Source organism: Spirosoma litoris (assembly GCF_054776755.1).
This window is the reverse complement of the sequence record NZ_BAAHBI010000035.1, coordinates 552,188-574,554: the sequence shown is the minus strand read 5'-3', so window position 1 is coordinate 574,554 and position 22,367 is coordinate 552,188. Positions and strand designations below refer to the sequence as shown.

At 47.2% G+C, this 22,367-nt stretch carries 19 protein-coding genes; 14 read left to right on the top strand and 5 right to left on the bottom strand.

Translation table 11 applies throughout. From position 1 onward, the window contains the following. The first annotated feature begins 258 nt into the window (after positions 1-258). The 3 genes from rbsK (at position 259) to ACYVGR_RS21700 (ending at position 4,023) form a co-directional block, all read left to right on the top strand. Positions 259-1,161, top strand: coding sequence for a ribokinase (rbsK, locus tag ACYVGR_RS21710; RefSeq protein ID WP_460960571.1), 903 nt, complete (start codon positions 259-261; stop codon positions 1,159-1,161). A gap of 97 nt (positions 1,162-1,258) precedes the next feature. Next, a complete protein-coding gene (locus ACYVGR_RS21705; RefSeq protein WP_460960569.1) occupies positions 1,259-2,809 on the top strand; it encodes an ADP-ribosylglycohydrolase family protein in 1,551 nt (516 codons plus the stop codon). Positions 2,810-2,820: 11 nt separating this feature from the next. Continuing rightward, the gene (locus ACYVGR_RS21700) at positions 2,821-4,023 is read left to right on the top strand and encodes a hypothetical protein (protein ID WP_460960567.1); all 1,203 of its coding nucleotides are present in this window, start codon (positions 2,821-2,823) and stop codon (positions 4,021-4,023) included. Positions 4,024-4,113: 90 nt separating this feature from the next. Here the strand turns inward: ACYVGR_RS21700 and ACYVGR_RS21695 are convergent, their stop codons facing one another. From ACYVGR_RS21695 to ACYVGR_RS21680, 4 genes are all read right to left on the bottom strand, one after another. Beyond that, positions 4,114-4,716: an outer membrane beta-barrel protein gene (locus ACYVGR_RS21695; RefSeq protein ID WP_460960565.1), complete on the bottom strand. Its 603-nt coding sequence runs from the start codon at positions 4,714-4,716 to the stop codon at positions 4,114-4,116. Positions 4,717-5,079: 363 nt separating this feature from the next. Further along, positions 5,080-6,546 (bottom strand): sulfatase family protein, encoded by a 1,467-nt coding sequence (locus ACYVGR_RS21690; protein ID WP_460960563.1) that lies wholly within the window; start codon positions 6,544-6,546, stop codon positions 5,080-5,082. Positions 6,547-6,673: 127 nt separating this feature from the next. Next, positions 6,674-8,527: an outer membrane protein assembly factor BamB family protein gene (locus ACYVGR_RS21685; RefSeq protein WP_460960561.1), complete on the bottom strand. Its 1,854-nt coding sequence runs from the start codon at positions 8,525-8,527 to the stop codon at positions 6,674-6,676. A 265-nt stretch (positions 8,528-8,792) separates the two neighbouring features. Beyond that, positions 8,793-9,785: a GRP family sugar transporter gene (locus ACYVGR_RS21680; protein WP_460960559.1), complete on the bottom strand. Its 993-nt coding sequence runs from the start codon at positions 9,783-9,785 to the stop codon at positions 8,793-8,795. A 132-nt stretch (positions 9,786-9,917) separates the two neighbouring features. Here ACYVGR_RS21680 and ACYVGR_RS21675 point away from each other — a divergent pair, with 132 nt between their 5' ends. The 10 genes from ACYVGR_RS21675 (at position 9,918) to ACYVGR_RS21630 (ending at position 19,694) form a co-directional block, all read left to right on the top strand. Continuing rightward, entirely contained in the window at positions 9,918-10,361 is a 444-nt protein-coding gene (locus ACYVGR_RS21675; protein ID WP_460960557.1) for a DMT family transporter, read from the top strand. 77 nt (positions 10,362-10,438) lie between these two features. Continuing rightward, positions 10,439-11,050 (top strand): hypothetical protein, encoded by a 612-nt coding sequence (locus ACYVGR_RS21670; protein WP_460960555.1) that lies wholly within the window; start codon positions 10,439-10,441, stop codon positions 11,048-11,050. Positions 11,051-11,093: 43 nt separating this feature from the next. Beyond that, positions 11,094-12,362, top strand: a complete 1,269-nt coding sequence (locus ACYVGR_RS21665) for an MFS transporter (protein ID WP_460960815.1) — start codon at positions 11,094-11,096, stop codon at positions 12,360-12,362. 12 nt (positions 12,363-12,374) lie between these two features. After that, positions 12,375-12,707 (top strand): low molecular weight protein tyrosine phosphatase family protein, encoded by a 333-nt coding sequence (locus ACYVGR_RS21660; RefSeq protein WP_460960553.1) that lies wholly within the window; start codon positions 12,375-12,377, stop codon positions 12,705-12,707. A 302-nt stretch (positions 12,708-13,009) separates the two neighbouring features. Further along, positions 13,010-14,344, top strand: coding sequence for an argininosuccinate lyase (argH, locus tag ACYVGR_RS21655; RefSeq protein WP_460960551.1), 1,335 nt, complete (start codon positions 13,010-13,012; stop codon positions 14,342-14,344). A 630-nt stretch (positions 14,345-14,974) separates the two neighbouring features. Beyond that, the gene (locus ACYVGR_RS21650) at positions 14,975-16,003 is read left to right on the top strand and encodes a LacI family DNA-binding transcriptional regulator (protein WP_460960549.1); all 1,029 of its coding nucleotides are present in this window, start codon (positions 14,975-14,977) and stop codon (positions 16,001-16,003) included. A gap of 2 nt (positions 16,004-16,005) precedes the next feature. Next, positions 16,006-16,194 (top strand): hypothetical protein, encoded by a 189-nt coding sequence (locus ACYVGR_RS21645; RefSeq protein WP_460960547.1) that lies wholly within the window; start codon positions 16,006-16,008, stop codon positions 16,192-16,194. 75 nt (positions 16,195-16,269) lie between these two features. After that, positions 16,270-16,416, top strand: coding sequence for a hypothetical protein (locus tag ACYVGR_RS21640; RefSeq protein WP_460960545.1), 147 nt, complete (start codon positions 16,270-16,272; stop codon positions 16,414-16,416). A 150-nt stretch (positions 16,417-16,566) separates the two neighbouring features. Next, on the top strand, positions 16,567-18,903 hold the full coding sequence (locus ACYVGR_RS21635) for a mechanosensitive ion channel family protein (RefSeq protein WP_460960543.1): 2,337 nt from the start codon (positions 16,567-16,569) through the stop codon (positions 18,901-18,903). Between the two features lie 374 nt (positions 18,904-19,277). After that, positions 19,278-19,694 carry a response regulator gene (locus tag ACYVGR_RS21630; RefSeq protein ID WP_460960540.1) on the top strand — a complete coding sequence of 139 codons (417 nt, stop codon included), beginning with the start codon at positions 19,278-19,280 and terminating at the stop codon, positions 19,692-19,694. A 178-nt stretch (positions 19,695-19,872) separates the two neighbouring features. On the opposite strand, the gene ACYVGR_RS21625 is transcribed toward ACYVGR_RS21630, so the two are convergent. Beyond that, complete coding sequence (locus ACYVGR_RS21625; protein ID WP_460960538.1) at positions 19,873-20,880, bottom strand: SDR family oxidoreductase; 1,008 nt, start codon at positions 20,878-20,880, stop codon at positions 19,873-19,875. 415 nt (positions 20,881-21,295) lie between these two features. On the opposite strand from ACYVGR_RS21625, the gene ACYVGR_RS21620 reads away from it, so the two are divergent. Beyond that, positions 21,296-22,321 (top strand): SDR family NAD(P)-dependent oxidoreductase, encoded by a 1,026-nt coding sequence (locus ACYVGR_RS21620; RefSeq protein WP_460960536.1) that lies wholly within the window; start codon positions 21,296-21,298, stop codon positions 22,319-22,321. The last annotated feature ends 46 nt before the right edge of the window (positions 22,322-22,367 follow it).

Here is a 22,367-nt window from a genome sequence, read left to right as displayed (position 1 = left end):
ATACAGATGCCAGATTCAACATACATATAGTTAACTCCCTGGGGCATCGGCTGTTCAGATAAATTTGACTAAAACAGTAAATGGGCATTACCAAATGCATTTAGACACAGGCATGGTTTACATGACTCTCTTGGGCCTAAAGAATCTCTAGATTCACGGCCATTTATACGTTATTTAGGGTCTTTTTTTTCATCCCTCCTGGCATCGGAATGAAAAAAAACAGTTAATCAATACGTTCGTCGAAAACGCTTTTTCATTATGCCAAATCAGATTTTGGTGGTTGGTAGTTCAAATACCGATATGGTCGTGAAGACCCAAAAATTACCCGCACCGGGCGAAACCGTACTGGGCGGTACATTCCTGATGAATCCGGGTGGTAAGGGAGCTAATCAGGCGGTTGGTGCCGCCCGGCTGGGTGGTCAGGTGACCTTTGTTGCCAAGGTTGGCAATGATATTTTTGGTCAGCAGGCCGTTGCGGGTTTCCAGCAGGAAGGCATCAACACTAGCTACATACTGACCGATACGGAACACCCATCGGGCGTTGCGCTGATTAATGTGGATGCTTCGGGCGAAAACTGTATCACGGTGGCTCCGGGTTCAAATGCCCATCTGCAAGCCAACGAAACCGACACCGCCCTGCAAACAGCAAGCGCCGGCGCCCTGGTCCTTCTCCAACTCGAAATTCCGCTGCCTACCGTCGAGCATGTGGTGAAGCAGGCTGCCCAGCAAGGGTTACGCGTCATCCTGAATCCTGCCCCTGCCCAGGAACTTCCAGCCGATTTATTTCAGCATCTTTTTCTAATCACGCCCAACGAAACCGAAGCCGAATTATTCACGGGCGTTTGTGTAACAGACTTAACCACGGCAAAGCAAGCCGCTCAAAAGCTCCATGAAATGGGCGTATCGAATGTTGTCATTACGCTCGGTTCAAAAGGGGCTTACTTCTCCACGGGTACAGAGGACCAGCTTATCGAGACGGCAATCGTCAAAGCCATCGATACGACAGCAGCAGGCGATTGCTTCAACGGTGCACTGACCGTAGGTCTGGCCGAAGGACAGTCGCTACCCGATGCAATCGCCTTTGCCTGTAAAGCCGCTTCGATTTCGGTTACACGCATGGGTGCTCAAGCCTCTATGCCTAAGCGAGAAGAAGTGGTTTAGTGATGTGATGTCGGGTTGAAGAACCTGCCACCACTAACTAGAACGACTACAGCAGATCGTCTGTCACCACGAACAACCCCTAAACCAACTCATTTCAATGAAACTCCTTTCCCTATCTATACTTACTTTACTCTTATCAGCTACAATTCCCCCTGGCAAAACAGGAGCGCCAGCTACTGTGACACTCTCCAAGGCCACGCTTCAGGATAAAATAAAAGGCGGCTGGGCGGGCCAGGTTATCGGTTGCACGTTCGGCGGACCGACCGAGTTTCGGTTTACGGGCACGATGATCAACGCGTACCAGCCCATTCCGTGGTACGATGGCTATATCAAGAAAACCATGACCGAAAGTCCGGGCCTGTACGACGACCTGTATATGGACCTGACGTTCGTGGATGTTTTTGAGAAAAAGGGACTTGATGCGCCCATTGCCGAACATGCCAATGCCTATGCGAAAGCCGATTACATGCTCTGGCACGCCAACCAGGCGGGTCGATATAATATTTTGAATGGGATGAAAGCGCCCGCTTCAGGACATTGGCTCAACAACCCGCATGCCGATGACATTGATTTCCAGATCGAAGCGGATTTTTCGGGACTGATGGCTCCCGGCATGCCCAACACGGCGGTGAAAATTGGCGATCCGATTGGCCACATCATGAACTACGGCGATGGCTGGTATGGCGGTGCGTACGTGGGTGCCATGTATTCGCTGGCGTTTGTCTCTAAAGATGTGAATTACATTGTGAAGGAAGCTTTAAGAACCATTCCTGCTCAGAGCACATTTTACCAATGCATTGCCGATGTCATTAAATGGCACGATCAGTTCCCGAACGACTGGAAACGCAACTGGTTTGAGATCGAACGAAAATGGTCCGACGACATTGGTTGCCCCGATGGTGTATTTCACTCCTTTAACATCGACGCTAAAATAAACTCGGCCTACATTGTTTTGGGACTTCTGTACGGGGGCGGTGATTTTACGAAAACGATGGAAATCAGTACGCGTGCCGGTCAGGATTCCGACTGTAATCCGGCCTCGGCCGGTGGCATTTTGGGCACTATGCTGGGCTATGACCACATTCCAGCTTATTGGAAACAGGGGTTGAAAGAAGCCGAAGATATTGATTTCAAATACACAACCATGTCGCTCAACGATGTGTATGTCATGAGTATGAAACACGCCTTACAAGTTGTGGAGCGAAACGGTGGAAAAATCAATGGCGATCAGGTGACGATTGCCCTCCAGACACCCAAAGCCGTGCGGTTGGAACAAGCCTTTACGGGCCATTATCCCGTTCTGGCTCGTAACATCAACAAAGAAATCAATGGTGAGTATAGTTTCGATTTCGACGGTACAGGTTTTGTTCTGAAAGGCGAGGCAAAACCCAAATCGCGTAGCAACTGGGATTACAAAAGCGACTTCGCCTTCAACGCTGAGCTATACATCGACGACCAGAAAATTGAAACGGCCAAATTACCTGTCGATTTTACCCACCGTCGACATGAACTGTTCTGGCGTTATCAACTTCCTAAAGGCAAGCATAGCGTGCGTGTAAAGGTCTTAAATCCAGATACTGAGCATATCGTTCGTATGGGGGAATTACTCGTTTACAGCGATCAGCCTGTTCCCTCCAAGCTTCGCTAATCATCTAACGCATGTCCCGCCATTGGTTCTTTTTTCTTCTGTTTCTGACTCTGTCAGCTTCGGCCCAGAAACCGATTCCACCTTCGTTTCATGTCGATCCTGCCGGTGCCTTAACGATGTATCAGCAAAACCTGGCTAAGCTCCGGCAGCAGTATCCGAATCGTCGCGAATTACCCGATCTGAAGTTTTTTCTCTTTGGTATGGGCGATCGCTTAAAACTCATCTACCGAAAAGGGCGGCTGCTGAACGCACTAACAGGCAATATTGAAGAACAATGGCATGTGAAAGAGGAGATTATTGTTCCCTCCGAGTACCTGGTACAATTGACGCTGGCCGATAGGCAAATTATACAGATTCGCGAAGATGAAACGGGCGTTTGGCTCTTACAGACAGGCAAACGACCCAGGCTTATTCCTGGTACTCGCAGTCGATTGTTATTGCCCCATTTTGCCGACCATCCGTACGGGCCAATACTGCGGGTGCTGCATCAAGAAGTTCTCATCAATGTGATCAACGGGCGGCCGACCCCCAACTTTCTGGTCTATCTTAAACCCTGGTATCGTGATGCGGCATTAATGGCGATGGTGATGCGGGAAACCAATAATCTCTCGCTCATCAACGACTGGATTATGGCAATTCGTGACCCGTTCGATCGCAACAATTACGGAATTTCGGAAGCAGATAATTTAGGAGAAGTCTTATTTCTGACCTCATTGGTAGCCGATAAAAGCCATCCCGTGGTGCAAACGGTACGGGATTCTGTCAGGAAATTTCAAAAGGATACGTACATCATCGGTAAAACAGACAATGCCGAACACCCGGTTTTCCAGACCAATTGGCTCAAATACGGATTAAAATCGCTTGGGCTACCTGATCCGTATGTCCTTCCAAAACAATACGACAGTTATGCTTCCCTCTGTTGGTGGAACTTGACGAATGAGCCCGTCACTCCCACTAAATCCGACGAACGCTTAGCGGCCAATCGCCCTTATTTAGCCTGGGCCGAGGACCATTTCTATAACCGACCCGGGGTTTCTGAAAAACGAGCTATAGTTGGCAGCCTTGATTATCCGCTGAGCTGGGAACAACAGTCTAGCTTAGCTCACTATCCTGGCTTGACTGTATTGGATAAAGAATTTGTGAAGCAGAAACTGGCTTTTCCCCATGCCTGGCACGCAGCCGAAATGTTTCTGTTGTTATTGGAGGGTAAGTAATTTTTTCGACAGGATTAACAGGATAAAACAGGATTTATGCATTGACCAAATCTTGTTTTACCCTGTTAATCTTGTCAAAAAGAAACTATTTTATCGGTTGCCCGCAATCGTAAGGCCCGCTTTTACAGTTAAGTACGAATTATCGGCTGTCATGGTCAGACCAGAGGTAGTGGTCTTAATACTGGTATCACCAACCAGGTTGTAGGCCGCTTCCAGGTGCCAGATTTTATACTTAATCCCAAGTCGTCCCATTCCACCCAGGTTAGCTGTGACGGGTAATGGATACGAAATGGAATTATAAATGGGCGTACTTTTATCGGCGTAATAAAGACCGATACCAGCTCCGATATAAGGTCTAAGCGCAGAGCCTGTGTTAAGCACATAATTGGCGGTCAACACCCCCGACATAATCGATTTCGTTTGGGTTGGGAACGAAAGGTTATTATCAAGGTATTCTGTGCGCTGAACAAAAGCCTGCTCAAGTCGAAAACCGAGGTCCAGATTTTTGATAAACTTATCGAGTTCATATTGCGGCTCAAGGCTATAAACGAAGCCCGCTTTCGCGAAATCGGTTTTGGGTGCCCGGTACGTTGGATCTGAAAATCCGACAGCAATAGTTACTTTAAATGGTTTCTTTTGGGCAAACCCGGCAAAGGAAATTTGTAAGAGAAAAAGTAAGAATAACTTACGCATAAGATGAAAATGGTTTTTTGTAGACAATTGATGGTAGGAGTACTAAACGTTCGTCATCGTTGTAAAGAACCCAACAACCGTTGTCTATAGTCTTTACACCCAAAAGCCTGTTTACGTTGCAAAAGAACGAGTGAAAAGCTTGAGTACTAAATTTCAACGCAATATTAACTTGTTTTCAATTGGTTCCAGTAGCGCCCTGTATTTCTAAATGCTTCTTTAATCCGTTCAGGGAACTAAGAGTCCATCTACTATTTCCTTTGAGTGTTTTTTGTCATTCTGACGAAGGAAGAATCTTAACGCATCTTCACTCACAAATAAGTAAACATTAAGATTCTTCCTTCGTCAGAATGACAAAAACGCTCCTTATTTATCCCAGAAAATAATGCCGTCGCGGGTTATCCAGGCATGCGTGGTCGATTCGTACTTGTCGATCTGATCGCCACCGCCTTTCTGGCGAGGGTCATTTTCATCCTGCATCCATTTGTCTAAGCGCTTCCGCAATGCGTTTTTGGTTTGCGCTAAGGCCGCATCCTGTGCCTTGTTGTGCAGGTTATACGGATCATCTTTCAAGACATACAATTCTTCGGAAGGGCGTTTTTCAAAACCCATGACAAACAGAGGCTTTATGGCCGGATCGTTCCGGTGATCCATCATATAAATTTTAGTGGGGCCGCCATCCACATCGCCAAAAATAGACGGCGTATTTGGGATAGTTTCATCACCGGCAGGCATGCGATTGGGTCGGAAGTTGCGGATGTACAGATACTCTTTGGTGCGAATGGCGCGCATGGGATAGCCTGCACCCGAATCCAACTCAGCGCGGCACAGACAATGGCGCTCACGCTCCAGAAAAACCTCGGACCGATGAACTGTTTTTTGTCCATTCAATACGGGTACTAAGCTAATGCCATCAACGACAGGACGTTGTTTAACTCCACTCCAATCCAGAAAAGTAGGCATCAGATCGATTAGATTGACAAACGAATCATTGCGTTTAGGTTGATTTTGCGACTTAGAAAAACGGCTAATCAGAAGCGGCACTCGGGTTCCGTAATCATACAGATTTGCTTTGGCATGGGGGAACGGCATCCCGTTGTCAGAAGCCACCACAATAATGGTGTTCTCTAATTGGCCCGAGGTTTCCAGTTTCTTCAGCAAATCGCCAATTTCACGATCGAGCCGCTCTACTTCCGACAAGTAATCGGCCACGTCACCTCTGACTTCGGGCACATCGGGCAGGAATTTAGGCAGGTGAATTTTCGTAGGGTCGATTCCGGCTTTCTTACCATTTCCCAAATCGAAAGGGCGGTGCGGATCGTTGGTACCAAACCAGAAAAAGAAAGGTTTTCCTTTGGGCAGTTTATCCATAAATGGCCCGAACCCTAGCTTAGCCGAATCGCCCGCCGGATTCTGCGTATAACCCATTTTCAGATAATCGCCCGGTGCCCAGCCCTTCCGATCAAACGCCACCGAATAGCCTTCTTTTTCGAGCAGTTGAACGTAAGTAGGAATACTATAATCGAGTCGGCCACACAGATTTACTCCTTCGCCGAGGTTATGCGGGTAGCGGCCTGTAAGCATAGCCGCCCGCGAAGGGGTACAGGAGGGCGAAGCGCAATAGGCATTCGTAAAAACGGTACCATATTGCGCTAGTTTATCGAGGTTAGGAGTTTTGATTGTTTTATCGCCGTAGATACTCGCATAGGGGTAGCTCCAGTCGTCGGCCAGAATAAACAGGATGTTCGGTCGTACTGCGGTTTCTTTTTTGAACGAAAAAAGGCTAAGTGCGAGCAGCGAAAGCAAACCCGTCAGGCAAAAGACATATTTCATAATCAGGCGATCGTTTTCTTAAAAATAGCACGAAATATACGTACCCAACTTAAAAACCCCATCCGTGAACCGTGTTGTCATTACGTTTGCCCACGGCCGCCTGATTATACGCCTATTCTCCCAAAATTTACTTTTCGATTTCGAAAGCCAGCAAAACATTTCCGGGCAGTTCGCCAAAGAGGCCATAACCCGAATTGACGAATACCATTCCATCGGCCACAACGGGCGCTGATCCATCAATTGATCCTCCTTTGCCCGCAATCCCATTCACGGCCTGATATTCCTTTGCAGTATCATAGTCCCACAAAATTTTACCATCTGTTGTCGAATAAGCGCGGATATGGCCATCCAGTGCTCCTGCAAATACCAATCCGGGAATGACCGTTGGCGCAGCCGAGTTGGCTTCAATGCAGCCTTTCTTGCCTTCGCAAGCTGGTGCAGCCGTTTTCCAGATAATCTTTCCCGTTGCGGCATCCAGCGCAAACAGGCCCGGTTCTGGCTTGATTAGCGAATCAACCTTGGGATTAATGCCAAACTTATTGTCGGCATTGGCGGCATACACATACTTCCCATCCGTTGCCATGCCCCAGTGAATGCCTCCTAATGCTCCACCTCGCCCGATGCGGGTTTGCCAAATGACTTTCCCGTTATCGGGCGATAGGCCGTAAACAATCCCCGCTTTCTGCCCAACCAGCAGGATTTCCTTCCCAGATGGCAGTTTGGTTAGAATGGGCGCCATACCGAAATCAAAATCAGGGCCTACTTTTTCGGGACAGTTGGGATTGCCGGGACAGGCCAGATTCCAGGTATCATCTTTGGTTGACTGAAACGACCAGACCAGTTTTCCGGTTTTCAGATTTAATGCCTGAATAGCATCGCTGGTCGTTGTAGCTGGACTGGTGTAATTCTCGCCCGTACCGAAATAAAGCAGCCCGCGCTTGGTGTCGACGGTAGGACTGCTCCAGACAATTGCTCCCGACGGGCCATAAAAAGGTGCTCCATTCTTCTTTTTGCCTACTTCTTTTGCTTCCTCTGCAATGACCCTATGCCGCCAGATTTCTTTACCCGAACGTGCATCCAACGCGACAATTTCGCCCGACGACGAACAGCATGGATATGTTGGGTCCAGAACCGAAACAACCTCGTTAGAGGTCAGCGGCACATATACCCTATTGTCGTAAACGGCCACCGAACCCGTATTCCCCGACTGAGGGTGTTTTCCGGCTTTGGTCTCCCAGAGCAGTTTCCCGGTTTTTACGTCAATGGCATACGTATTTGTATTGTTGTCGGCAAAAAAAGCGCGTATGCCCTCGTTGTTCTGCACCACCGAAATGGCCCCCCGAACGGCCGCTTTCGCCAGAAAACGCCAGCCAATTTTTCCAGTCTGTTTATGAATGCTATACACTTCGCCAAAGTGCGTACCAATAATCAACCAGTCGCCAACAATAGCGGGTTTGCTCCTCACCTGACTCACGTCTGGAAAGGCAAAGGCCCATTTGAGTTTCAGACGACCAACGGTTTCGGGCGAAATCCCCGCCTGTTGTGCCGACCGATAACCGGTTCCTTCCAGATTACCGCCCCAACCCGAGTGATGTACTAATCCACTTTTCGCTGGAGGAAGGGTAAATTGCCCATAAGCCTCTTGCGGAATCGGGTCATCTTTCAACGCTTTACTTGCCAACCATTGAGCAATGGCTTTTCGTTGATCGGTGGTTAGATTCTTGGCCTGTTCACGCATTTTACCCGTTTCCAGAGCAGCCAGGATAGCCCTTGGTGGCATCTGCGCCAGCACGAAATAGCCTGGAGCGCCTACCCCCGCTTCAGCCTTGTGGCAATTGTTACAGGTGGCCATGTACAATTTCTGGCCTTCGGCCGCTACGGAGTAGTCTAGTTTCTGAGCAAATCCCACCGCGGAAAGTAACAGAAATACGACGGCCAATGTCCATGACCTGAACTGAACAGATTGACAGATAGAATGCATACGCTATAACTGGTCTATAATCAGTGTCTTATTAGCGGTAAAAGTAAATTGCATGCAGCAGCCGAGGTTCCTTTTTTTGATGAACCCCTGAACCGTTAGGATAAAGTTTAGATTGAGCAGGATGAACTGACGTTGGCGAGAAGAATTTGGCTGGCTGTGGTGATGTCAGTTTCTTGAAACTGACATCACCGCGTGCTTAACCTGACGGCTATGGTGAGGACACAGACCGGGGACACCATGTACTAATGCGTATAAGAACCGAACGCTACTTGGCCGAAATAATTAGCACCAAACCAAGCACATAACAAATTCCCATCAGCATTAGATAACGGTTTGACAGAGCGGGTGCTCCACGAAATTCCTGCCAGATAAAAACACCCCACAGAACAGCAATAATTGTAGCCCCCTGTCCCAATCCGTAACTGATGGCATAGCCAGCCGCGCCCGAAGCCAATAAACTCGACGCCATGCCCAAACACCATACCATACCACCTAGCATCCCGATCTGGTGGTTGCGTCGGCTCACGTCGCTGTAGAAGATTTCGCCGTCGGCAGGTTTACTCGCAAACCGACGTAACACGGGAATAAATAATGGGGTACTGACAACCACCCCAATGGCGAACAAGACTAAGGCTGTGTAGGGCGTGAGCAGTCCCGGCGCCGGATTACTAAAATCCGCTGTCATGGATTTAGCCACGAAATAGAAGAAGAAACTCATCAGGAACCCGCCCACTAACGTGATAACCAGCCCTTGCATACTCACCGACGAATCGGTGGTGGCTTTAGCCCGGTAAGCCAACGCACTAAACACGACCGCTAGAAATATAGCAAAAACGCCCCCCGCTAACAGGCCTACACTGCTTACAGGCGACGACCCATAATTGACAATAACTCCCAAAATAAGAGCCAGCCCAATTCCGACGGGCATAGCGACGGACAAACCGGCCAGTTCGATTCCGACAACGATCAGGATATTTGCGATATTAAACACGAAGCCCCCCACCAGAGCATACAACAGACTTTGCGTATCGCCCTGTTTAAGATCAGGGATAAACGACCGGCCAGCTTCGCCAATGCTGCCAAATGTGAAGGCTAAAACCAGACTCAACAATAAAATACCATACGTGTAATCGCGATAGAAAATAGTAGTGGGTACTGATTGAGTAGCCAGTTTCTGCGTATTAGCCCAGGAACCCCAGCAAAGCATAGTCAGAAAGCAGACAACAACAGCTACGGGATAGTAGGTAATGATAAACATATAAGATTGAAGAGTTTAGGCAAGGATAATCGGCAAGCTACGAAATGTAATACATTTTAACAAAATATACACACTCTTGAAAATCAGGATAAAGCGTGAGGTTGCGGGTTCCCGTTGCCTACCTTTGTAATCATGAACTACATCTATTTAGTACTTGCGTTTATTGTGGGCCTGGCCATTACAGTTCAGGCTGGCGTTAATGCCAATTTGCGACAGGCAATGGCCAATCCTATTCTGGCCGCCATTATTTCGTTCGGTTCCGGATTTATAGCGCTGGTGCTGATGTTTCTGGCCACAGGTGGCTCAACACCTCCGTTCGAAACCATCAAACAGATAAGCTGGTGGAAATGGACAGGAGGTGTTATGGGTGCGATTTACATGATCACCGTTATCGTTAGCGTCCAGAAAATAGGCACTGCCAATATGGTGAGTTTGAGCGTAGCCGGGCAACTGGTAGCCGCCCTTATTCTGGATCATTACGGATTGATGGGCTTTTCGATTCACCCCGCCAACACCTGGCGTCTGCTTGGCGTCGGGCTGATTATTGCGGGTGTGTTGCTGGTGGTGAAAAACTAAGTTTATGGTATTCGGTTTGTAGTTTACGGTGGTTCATCACTACATATCGAATACCATAAACCGAATACCGTAAACCAATGATAAACTATCGCTTCTATCCTTCGCTACTCAACGTGTTCTCTCGTTATTTAAACGGCGGGCACCTGTCGATTCAGGAGTTGATCGATTCAATTAACCGGGTTCCAACACCAACTACGGCGGCTCAGGAGCGGGGTATCTCGTTTGAAGAAGCCATCGTCAAAGGCACGAATGAAGAGCGATTCGACCCTGAGATTGTCAAAAAAGTGCGTAAGCTTCTCCCCCGACCCATTGTCGATACGCAAGTATATTGCCAACTGGAGGTCGATGATGTGTTGTTTTATGGGTACGTTGATTTGATCGGTAAATTCAAGGCGGTGGATCTGAAAACAACGGCCTCTTACCAACCGGGTCGTTTTGTGCACAATCATCAGAATTTGTACCTACACGCCCTTAAGCGAAAAGGGATTAAACTCATGGAGTACGTAATCACCGATTTTAGTGATGTTTACGTTGAAAGTTATCCGTTAACGCACCCAATCGATAAGCAGTTGGAAGAAATTCGGCTCTTCAAAGCATTCCTCGAAGAGCACCGACCACTCATTACCGATCCGAAAATCTTTGTCAAACCAGGCGAAGATGCGGACGCTCGCAGACGAACTATACGGTAACCGGACAAGCATCGAACATGCTGTTTCGTCGTACCTTGCGGCCATGATTCAGCAAACACTTCATCTTTATCAACGGGCCTACCGGGGCTTGTCGCCATCGGTATGGCTGCTGGCAGGAGTCATGCTCATTAATCGTTGCGGCACGATGGTCTTGCCGTTTATGACGCTTTATCTCACCCAATATCTCCACTTTTCGGTCACAAATACAGGCATCGTGATGGCTATTTATGGGGCCGGAGCGTTTGTTGGTACTTTCCTCGGTGGACGCCTGACCGACCGATTTGGCTTTTACTATATCCAGCTAGTCAGCCTGATGTTTGGCGGCATGGCTTTGGTATTGCTCCAGTTTGTCACAAATTTTTACGCACTCTGCGGCAGTGTGTTCGTTTTCACCTTGCTTGGCGATGCGTTCCGTCCTGCCAATCAGGCTGCTATTGCCCACTATTCGGACCAGGAAACTCGTACGCGTGCTTTTTCTCTGAACCGACTGGCCATCAATCTCGGCTGGGCTGTTGGTGGCGGCCTCGGTGGCTGGTTAGCCAGTATTAATTACAGCTTCCTTTTCTGGGCCGATGGATTAACCTGTCTGGTAGCCAGTCTGGTATTATGGCTGTATTTGCCCGTCCCGGAAATTCGCGGTAAGGCCAACCCTAAATTGGAGTCAACACTCACAACGGATACAGATTCAATCAGCCAATCGCCTTACCGCGATACCGTATTCGTTGGTTTCGTTGTCTGCGCTGCATTGTATTTTATGGTATTCATGCAGTTATTCTCGATTGTGCCGCTGTTTCTGAAAGAAGTCTTCCGCATGAGCGAGCGTCTGATTGGTGGCTTAATGGCGCTCAACGGTATCATCATTGTGGTTGTTGAAATGGCGTTGGTGTATAGCCTTGAGCAGCAGAAACGGTCGAAAATTAAACTGATTATCGCGGGCGTACTCCTGACGTCGGCTTCATACGTCGCATTGACAATACCCACCAATGGTCTGCTCTCCGGCTTGCAAATAGCCCTGTTATTTATCCTTTTGGGTACGCTTAGCGAAATGATGGCTATGCCATTTATCCAATCGTTTACCGTTGAACGATCAAGTCCGGCAACCCGAGGTCAATACTTAGCCTTATATTCTATGGGTGGCGCGCTTGCTCAGACTACTGCTCCGGCCTTTGGGTCAGTAATGGTAACCAATTTTGGTTTCTCAACACACTGGTTAGCTCTGGCGGCTATTAGCCTGGTATCGGCAAGTGGGTTTTGGTGGTTGGGTAGGCAATTGAAAAATATTAATGAACTCGTGACTCAGGCTGAGCAGTAACAACATTTTCTTGTGAATATACTTTTCGTTTGCAGTCGGAATCAGTGGCGCAGTCCAACGGCCGAAGAACTGTACAAAAATCATCAAAGCCATCAAGTCAGATCGGCAGGAACATCATCGTCGGCACGGATAAAGGTGACGGCTAAGCTCATCCAATGGGCCGATCTAATTTTCGCTATGGAAAAACGACACAAGCAACGATTGCTTGAACGCTTTTCTGAAGAAATCGGAGGCAGACAGATTATCGTTCTGGATATTCCGGACCATTATCCGTTTATGGACCCCGAGTTAATCGGCATTCTTCAACAGTCGGTTTCTCCCTATTTGGAAGAGGACTACGAATAAAATTCGACTATCGACTCAACTTTTAATTTAACCGCAAAGCACGTTAAGATGTCAACTTAGTAGCTTTGAGACCTTTGCGAATTTGCTTTGACGTTCTCTGCGGTTAAGCTAGTGCTCACTAGAAGCATAAAAAGTTCAAACAGGCTCTTAACTTGTTCGATTACGGATATAATCCTAATCGACTTTCTTTACGACCTTTGCAAAAACGTAAAGAGTGAAAGAGCGAAAGAGTGAATGAGTGAGTGATAATGCCAGATTCGCTCTTTCACTCTTTCACTCTTTCGCTCATTAACTACTTCGCTTTGAAACTCTGGCAAAAAGAAGGCGTTACGACCGCCGATCAAATTGAACGCTTCACCGTCGGGCGCGACCGTGAAATGGATCTCTACCTCGCTCCGTTCGACGTGTTGGGTAACCTCGCTCATGCGCAGATGCTCGAGACCATTAACCTCCTAACCAGTGAGGAATTAAGTCAGCTGACGGCTGAATTGAAGAAAATCTATCAGCAAATTGAAGATGGGCAGTTTGTTATCGAAGAGGGCGTTGAAGACGTACACTCGCAGGTAGAACTGATGCTCACCAGGGCATTAGGCGATACGGGCAAGAAAATTCACTCGGGTCGGTCGCGCAACGATCAGGTGCTGGTCGATATGAAACTCTTCACCCGCGACCGACTCTGGCAAGTGGCCGAGAGCGTTCAGCGCGTGTTCGACCGCTTGGTGAGTCGGTCAGAACAACACAAAGATGATCTACTGCCGGGTTATACGCACCTGCAAATTGCCATGCCATCGTCGTTCGGATTATGGTTTGGTGCTTATGCCGAAGCCCTTGCCGATGATATGCTGACGCTCCAAACAGCCTACCGACTTGCCAACCGAAACCCACTTGGCTCAGGAGCTGGTTATGGCTCATCATTCCCGCTAAATCGCTCGCTTACAACGGAATTGCTCGGATTTGAAGGTATGCACGTCAATGTGGTTTATGCCCAAATGAGTCGGGGTAAAACCGAACAAACGGCGCTAACTGCACTGGCTGCCGTAGCCGCTACAATCTCGCGGATGGCGATGGATATCTGCCTCTACAACAGCCAGAACTTTGGTTTTCTTACGCTGCCCGACGCCCTAACGACCGGCAGTAGCATTATGCCACATAAGAAAAACCCGGACGTTGCCGAACTCCTGCGTGCCAAGACCAACCGCATGAAAGCGCTGCCAATGGAAGTAACGCTCGTAATGAGCAACTTACCATCGGGCTATCATCGCGATATGCAGTTGCTAAAAGAAATCCTGATGCCTGCCTTCGACGAGATTCTGGATTGTCTGGACATCACCGATTTCATGCTCGAACACATTCAGGTGAAGCCTAATATATTAGACGACCCCAAATACGATCTGCTGTTCAGTGTTGAGCGGGTAAATGAGTTGGTATTACAAGGCGTTCCCTTCCGCGAAGCCTACCGAATCGTTGGTAAAGAGATTGCCAACCATACCTACCAGCCTCCCCGTGTGTTGCACCATACGCATGAGGGTAGTATTGGCAATCTGGGCACTGATTTGATTCAGCAAACAATGGAAAAAGCCCTAGCCGGTTTTGGGGCAGATAAAGCCCAGACGGCTATTAAAGAGCTGTTAGCCTGATAAACAAGTGATTAATTGAGAAAGCTCTCCGCTTGATAGATCGGAGAGCTTTTTTTGTGCGTGACTTTTACTGTATGACCCCCGGATTGATTTCCATAAGATAACCGAGCCATTTACTGCCCTGTTAAGGGCTTAACAGCATAGCGTCGGTAGCTAAAAGGAGTAGTTTTTCTCCAGCGTGCCGTAGGTACGCGACCCATAATCAGTTGCGTACCTGCGGCACGCTTAATGAATCTTGGAACTGCTTTTTCTACCGCACTGGCGGCCCGGCGACGCTGCGCTGTTTGATCCCTAGGGGATTTTGCTCGCTTTATTCGTAAAAATTAATACGGCATACCCTGTATCGCTCAACTCACTTCTGCTTACTTATTAAAAGACTATCAAGTACACGTAAGAATTTCTACTTTCTTAACATCAAAAGCAATCGGTTGCATTGCACTATATTCTACAAATAATTTAATTTTACTTTTTTCATATTATTGCCATAACGAATGCTTTTTCGGTAATTTTCAGGAAGAATAAAGCGATTCGTGCTCTTATCCTTCCCTGCTAATTATAAATTTAGCGTAGCTATTCCAATCAAATCAACCGATTGCAGCAGAAGAACTATTCGCGATTTTACCGTAACTCATGCAGAAGGAAGTAACTATCTACGATATCGCGAAACAGCTACAACTCTCTCCGGCAACGGTGAGTCGGGCGCTGAACGATCATCCTGCCATAAATAAGAATACCAAAACACTAATCACCAGCAAAGCCCTGGAGATGGGGTATCGTTCCAACCTGTTTGCCAGTAATCTACGACGGCAACGCACGAATACCATTGGCGTGATCGTCCCTCGTCTGGATAGCTCCTTTATGTCGACGGTGCTGGCGGGTATGGAGAAAGTCGTGAACGAAAGCAGTTACAATCTGATTATCAGCCAGTCGCTCGAATCGGTAAAGAAAGAGGTGACGAATGCCAAAACGATGTTCGATAGTCGGGTTGATGGGTTACTGGTATCGCTGGCATCGGACACGGAGAACCTCGACCACTTCAACCCCTTTTTCAAAAAAGGCATCCCGCTCATTCTGTTTGACCGGGTTGTTCAGCAAAAAAACTGCACCAACATCGTTATTGATAACTTGAAGGCAGGTTACGATGCGACCACCCATTTAATTCAGCAGGGCTGTAAACGGATCATGCACGTTTCGGGTAGCCTTAAGCGGAATGTGTATGCCGATAGACTCAAGGGCTATAAACTGGCGCTGCTCGAACATGGATTACCAAGTGGCGATGAGCTGGAACGAGTTACCAATCTGACCCGTCAGGATGGTCTTGACGTTGCCGCCTACATCAAACGAATGCCTAATCCGCCCGACGGTTTATTTATATCCAGCGACTTCTGCGCGGTGAGCTGCATAGGCGCCTTAAAAAAAAGTGGCTTTTCTATCCCAAACGATATTGCCGTAGTTGGTTTCAATAATGACCCTGTTTCGCTGGTAATCGACCCAAACCTGACAACCATCCATTACCCTGGTCAGGAAATGGGCGAAATAGCCGCACAAAGCCTGATCAATCACCTGAATGGTTTGTTACGCCTAAGTGCTACGAACACTATTCTACTGAATTATGATCTGATTATCAGAGAGTCATCACAACGCCCTAAACTTTCCTGAAGTTGGGCGGTGCTTACGCTGGTCCAGTTTACAAACTTCTGGGCAAGAAAGACTTGGGTATGATGGAATTCCCGCCCATCGAAACGGCTCTAGTCGATGGTGACATCGCCTTCCGGCAACACAGTGGTGGCCATACGACAGACCCAAACTGGCCGACTTTTTTGATTTATGCTGATCGCTATTTAAAATAACCCCCGCCCGTCATCTACCCGACAATCCACTTTGAGCAAACACTCACCAATAGCTAAGCCTAAGTCAGTGAGTAGGTGCGTCTCTTCTTCGAAAGTAGTAAAGAAATGGCTTATGTGCAGCAAGCGCAGTCGACAAAAGTAAGCGGCAGTACCGGCCAGCCGCAGAATAGCCTAACCCCCAACTATGCCTACTCCAGACCTCCTTCCGGTGGACCAGTTTGATAAATTTCAAAACCCAAACAGGTTTTATTCTGTCTCTTATAAAAGACTTGTGGCGTAGTCAGGCTGATTTAGCCATTACTGACGCGTAAGGTATCAAACCAATTTAGCTACTTCGCAGGTATTATTTCAGTCTGCTAAACTGATCGATAGATGGTTAGAAAAGTAAATCTTGGCGTACTACTGGTGAGCCTCTTGCTGATGACACCTATAGTTGACATTGTGGCACAGGATACCATCCGAACGAAGGGTACTGGCCAAAGCATTCCAGATACGCTGTTATTTAAAATACAAAAGGCACAATCGATAATTACGGAAATTAAGGCAGCTAGTAAAAAAGGATATGGTATTGCGCGCATACGGGCTGGCCTGGCCGATGTGAAAGCGACTATTGCCCCTGTTTCGGTCGATTTAAAAGCGACCAGGAAAGTTAGCGATGCCAAAAGCCTGACAAACTATAGCCTGATTCTGAACGACGCACACGCAAAACTAACTACCTGGCGAACAACGCTCTCTAAATCAAATAATGACATTCAGAGCCTACTCGATCAGGTGCTGGCCTTAAGTACTGATTCGTTATTGATCGTAGCGGGTAATGATACAACAGAGAAAAAATTCTATGCCGATCAGTTAACGAGTCTCAAACTACAATTACAGGATGCTGGTAAGCGAACGAGTGCCCGGCTGGATACCGTAAGTCGATTGCTGGCCGATGTATCGGGCACCTCGCTCCGTATAAGCAATCTGCAGACGACCATCAACGAACGAGTGCAGAAATCGACGGAAAGTGCGTTTCAAAAAGAGGCCTCCTATTTATGGGAAGCGCCCACCTCCTTGCCAGATCGTACCATGCCGGCCGTTATGAAGGCAAATTATGAAGGGCAAAATCGAATCCTCAACTACTTTTTTGCCTCTTCGTGGGACAATCTCTTTCTGTTGGTACTACTAACCGGTTTATTTTTTGTATGGGTGTTTACCAATTACAAAACAGCGCGTAAGCCTACGCTACGACCAAAGATCGGTGAATTGCATTTTAAGCACCTAAGCCCTGTCCCCGTTGTGGGCTCTCTGATTGTACTGCTGAGTCTGACTCCTCTTTTCGAGCCACAATCACCATCCATTTATGTCGAAATCACCCAATTTCTGCTGTATCTAGCACTCGCCATTCATTTATGGAAGCGATTCTCCAGCCAGGATAGGTGGCTATGGCTACTGGCCGGCGTTTTCTATATCCTGTTAAGTATAACCAATACAGTAGTGAGCGATTCGTTGTTCGTAAGGCTAGGATTAATTGGCCTGAACGCTGGCTTTTTGTACCTGGGTCTTGTCTTTGCCAAACGATTCCCACGTCAGGCACGCATGTATCGATTCACCCGACCAGTCATAAAATTGTATTTGCTACTCCAGGTGCTGGCTATTTTATTAAATATTTTTGGTCGAATTAGTTTAGCGAAAACCCTTAGCATCTCGGCTGTTATCGGCCTTATTCAATTAACAGGGCTAAGTGTTTTTATTGAATTGGTACTGGAAGCCTTAGCCTTGCAGATAACAATAAGCGCCTGCTCAGGAGGGATCTTTTCTCGAGTGAACGTAAATCACACCAAGCGGTCATTTAAAAAAGGGCTGATCTTTGTGGCGATTGCCTTATGGCTGCTCGTATTTTTCACAAACCTGGGCGTGGCCGATGGCCTCTTCAATCTGACCTATAAACTTTTGACAAAACCTCGCTGGTTTGGTAGTATCAGCTTTACACTAAGTAATATACTGTCTTTCTCCGTGATTATTTATCTGTCCAGCTTACTTCAAAAAAGAATCGGTTTGCTGTTTGGAGAAAGCCAGCTACCCACCACCGATGATGTTGTTGAGCCCCTCAGTTCCATATTGGCTTTAATACGGTTGGTTATCATTATTGCTGGAGTCTTGCTGGCCATTGCGGCATCAGGGATATCTATCGATAAGTTTACGGTTGTGTTAGGAGCACTCAGTGTAGGTATTGGTTTAGGGATGCAGAACATTGTCAGCAATTTTGTCTCAGGCATCATTCTAATTCTCGAGAAACCGTTTCAGATCGGTGATTATGTGGAACTTGCCGATAAAAAAGGACGCATACGGGAAATTGGTATTCGATCCAGTAAGATGCTTACAGCCCAAGGATCTGAAGTCATCATCCCAAACGGCGATTTAATCGCTAATCGGATCGTTAACTGGACATCAAACGACACCTACCTAAAAACGGAAATAACCCTGAAAGTAAATGCCGAAACGGATCTGCCCACCATTCGCGAACTGCTGAGTGAAGAAGTCAGTCAGTTGGATGGAGCGTTAAAAAATAGGACACCAGACCTATTCATTACTGCTATTGGGCCAGATACCATAGAACTAAAAGTGCAGGTCTGGATCAACAGCATTTATACCGAGACGGCGCTGAAAAGCCAGCTTCTGGAGCGATTGCTAAAAGCGTTTAAAAGCGCCAATATTCAGCTACTGTGACTGCGAAACGGCTCATACTTTTTTTAACTATACTCGGGTTCGCCAGCACGGTTGATTCTATCGGATTCTATTGGCAATATTCTACTGATAATCATTAGCTAAACCATCAAGTAGAATCAACCGCGCGGGCGAACCCGAGAATCGCTAGAATCTAAATTGAAAAAAGCACCAGTTCCTTTCTTTCGCTCAATAAAAGTGCTGTCGATATCATCCAGAGAGGCTTTATTGCCTATCAGGCGGGTAGCTTCGTTAAGGTCTTCCGCACTTACTTGGGTATTTTTTTCTTAACTAAAAGAGATTGTATTAGTTTAACCGGTGGCTCTCTGCCCTACAACGACCAAGCAATCATAGTCTATTTGACGAACTCAACATTTATGAATTCAGGGCCAATTGTCATTGTCGAAGACGATGAAGATGATCAGTTTCTTCTCCAACGCATCTTTCAGGAGCTAGAGGTAGAAAATCCAATTCATTATTTTAGTGATGGTCAGCAAGTGCTGGATTATCTGACAACTACCGATGAAATACCCTTTCTGATTCTTTGTGATGTAAATATGCCGATTATGTCAGGCATAGAACTTCGCAAGCGTATTTCCCAGCACGACACACTCAGCCAAAAAGCGATTCCCTTTATCTATTTAAGCACCGATGCATCCCTACCAATCGTAGAAAATGTATATAAGGATACGATTCAGGGATTTTTCCAGAAGGCCGTTGGTTATCAGGCGGCTAAAGAGCAACTCTACTGGATTCTGGGTTACTGGCAGTACTGTGTATTTCCGCACAAATAATTTATTTGTATCAGCTTTTTGTCGCGTAAGCTTAGAACCCAGATGCATGCATACATACTGATTTATAGTTCAATTAGGATAAATCGATTATTTCGTAGCTAATCTGGAGAAAGTAGCTGTAGAAAAGCCCCTTCCTTCGGGTCGGGGCTTTTCTACACTTTAGCAAGGCATCTATTGTTTAGGGCTGGCCTTTACCGCCAGCAGCCCCATATACTTGACCAGTGGCATAGCTAGCATCACTGGCAGCTAGTTGAACGTAGATGGACGCCAATTCAGCTGGTTGTCCGGGCCGGCCAAGTGGAGTATCTCCACCAAATGTTTTTACTTTTTCCTGAGTAGCTCCGCCACTCGGTTGCAAAGGTGTCCAGATGGGTCCTGGTGCAACACCATTGACTCGAATTCCTTTTGGTCCTAGCTGCTTGGCGAGTGACTTCACATAATTCATCGTTGCCGCTTTGGTTTGGGCGTAGTCATATAAATTGGGTGAAGGATCATACGCCTGCTCCGATGTCGTACCAATGATGGCCGATCCGGGCGGCAAGTGGGGTAACGCGGCTTTGATAATCCAGAAGGGCGCGTAAATGTTCGTTTTCATCGTTGCATCGAAGTCCTCCGAAGAAACATCAAGAATCGACTCCCGGCTTTGTTGTCTGGCGGCATTACTCACCAGAATATCTAACCCACCCAGTCCTTTCACCGCTTCCTCCACCAGACGTTTGCAGAAAGCTTCATCCCGAATATCACCCGGAATGGCAATTGCTTTACGACCTTCTTTCTTGATTAAGTCGATCACTTCTTTAGCATCAGATTCCTCGGCAGGCAGATAGTTGATGGCCACATCAGCACCTTCGCGGGCATAGGCAATGGCAGCTGCCCTACCCATCCCCGAATCTCCGCCGGTAATTAAGGCTTTACGCCCCTTTAACCGACCTGATCCTTTATAGCTCGTTTCGCCATGATCTGGCCGTGGGTCCATTTTACTGGCTAAACCCGGCCAGGGCTGAGGTTGCTCCTTAAAGGGAGGTTTAGGGTACTTGGTCGTGGGATCTACTAAAGCTACCGACTCCGGTGTTTTAGACGACTGAACGGCGGGTGCTGCTATAACTGGCGCAGCCATCGCCGTGGCAAGGCCAGACCCTAATCCGTGAATTGCCTGTCGTCGGCTAAGTTGATTTACATCATTCATAATCGTATTCTATTTTCCGTTGAGTTCTACTTAGTAAACTAACCCATGTATAAGGAATTAGTTGTTAAAAGTAAGGGAACAGTCCAGTCAGTTAGTCAAAATCAACTTTTTCGCAACCACAAGTGTAACTAGTGTTTTACCAAAGTAGATTCTGTAGATTCTATCGGATTCTATTGTCACTTTCCTAGTGATAATCAACATATAACTCATCAATTAGAATCAACCGCGCGGGCGAACCCGAGAATCTCTAGAATCTAAATTGGACAAGTACTAATCAGCAATTCGCTCTGTAGCGTAACTGTCGTTAACTCACCTATTGAATCGAGCGCCAAACCAAATCCCGCTTTCTAATTGCATACAACAATCTGTTACCCTAGCTGGTTGAGCAGCAAGCGTTACCAAACAACACCTGACTATGAATGCAGCAACGAATAAGGGACTATGGTGGTCTCTGGCGGGGTTGGGGGCTTTAATGGCCACAAAAGCCTTTTTGGATAGAAAACGAACGATTGATTTCCATGATAAAACTGTCGTTATCACGGGTGGATCACGTGGGCTGGGACTTGTTTTAACTCGTCAGTTTGCCAGTGCCGGAGCTAACGTAGCCATCTGCGCCCGCGACCAGGCCGAATTAGATCGGGCCAAAGACGATCTTCGTCGACGAGGAACTGATATTTTCACCTACGCATGTGATATCTCAGACAAAGAACAGGTACAGGCGTTCCTAAGTACAGTGGAGCAAGTATTTGGCCCTGTCGATGTACTGGTCAATAATGCGGGCAATATCATTGTCAGTCCGCTAGAAAATACGGCAGAAGAAGACTTTCGGGAGGCAATGGAAACGAACTTCTGGTCGGCTTTTCACACCATTAATACGGTACTTCCAGGCATGAAAGCACGCCAGTTTGGGCGGATCGTAAATATTACATCCTTTGGGGGCAAAGTAGCCGTACCGCACCTGTCGCCCTATTCTGTCAGCAAATTTGCGTTTGTCGGGTATTCAGAAGGACTTCGCTCCGAACTCCTGAAAGACGGTATTTATGTGACAACCATCTGCCCCGGCCTGATCCGAACCGGGAGTCCACGCAATGCTATATTCAAAGGACAGAACGAAAAAGAGTATACCGTTTTTAAGTTAAGCGACTCAATCCCTTTGTTTACCATTGCTGCTGACGATTGTGCGCGTCAAATTCTGGATGCCTGTCGGGTGGGTGAAGCCGAACGGATTATTACCCTCCCGGCAAAACTAGCGACTGCTTTGCACGGCATCGCACCGGGTTTAATCACGGATACTCTTGGATTTGCCAATATGTTGTTACCCAATCCAGGTGGCATTGGCAATCAACAGAAATTGGGGAAAGATAGTGAGACCAGGTTATCGGACTCTATGTTGACTAACCTGACCAACGAAGCGGCCGAAGCAAACAACGAGATGGGATAATATTCTTGAATTGCCAGCATTTTCTGGCTGATCGCTCCATTGCCTA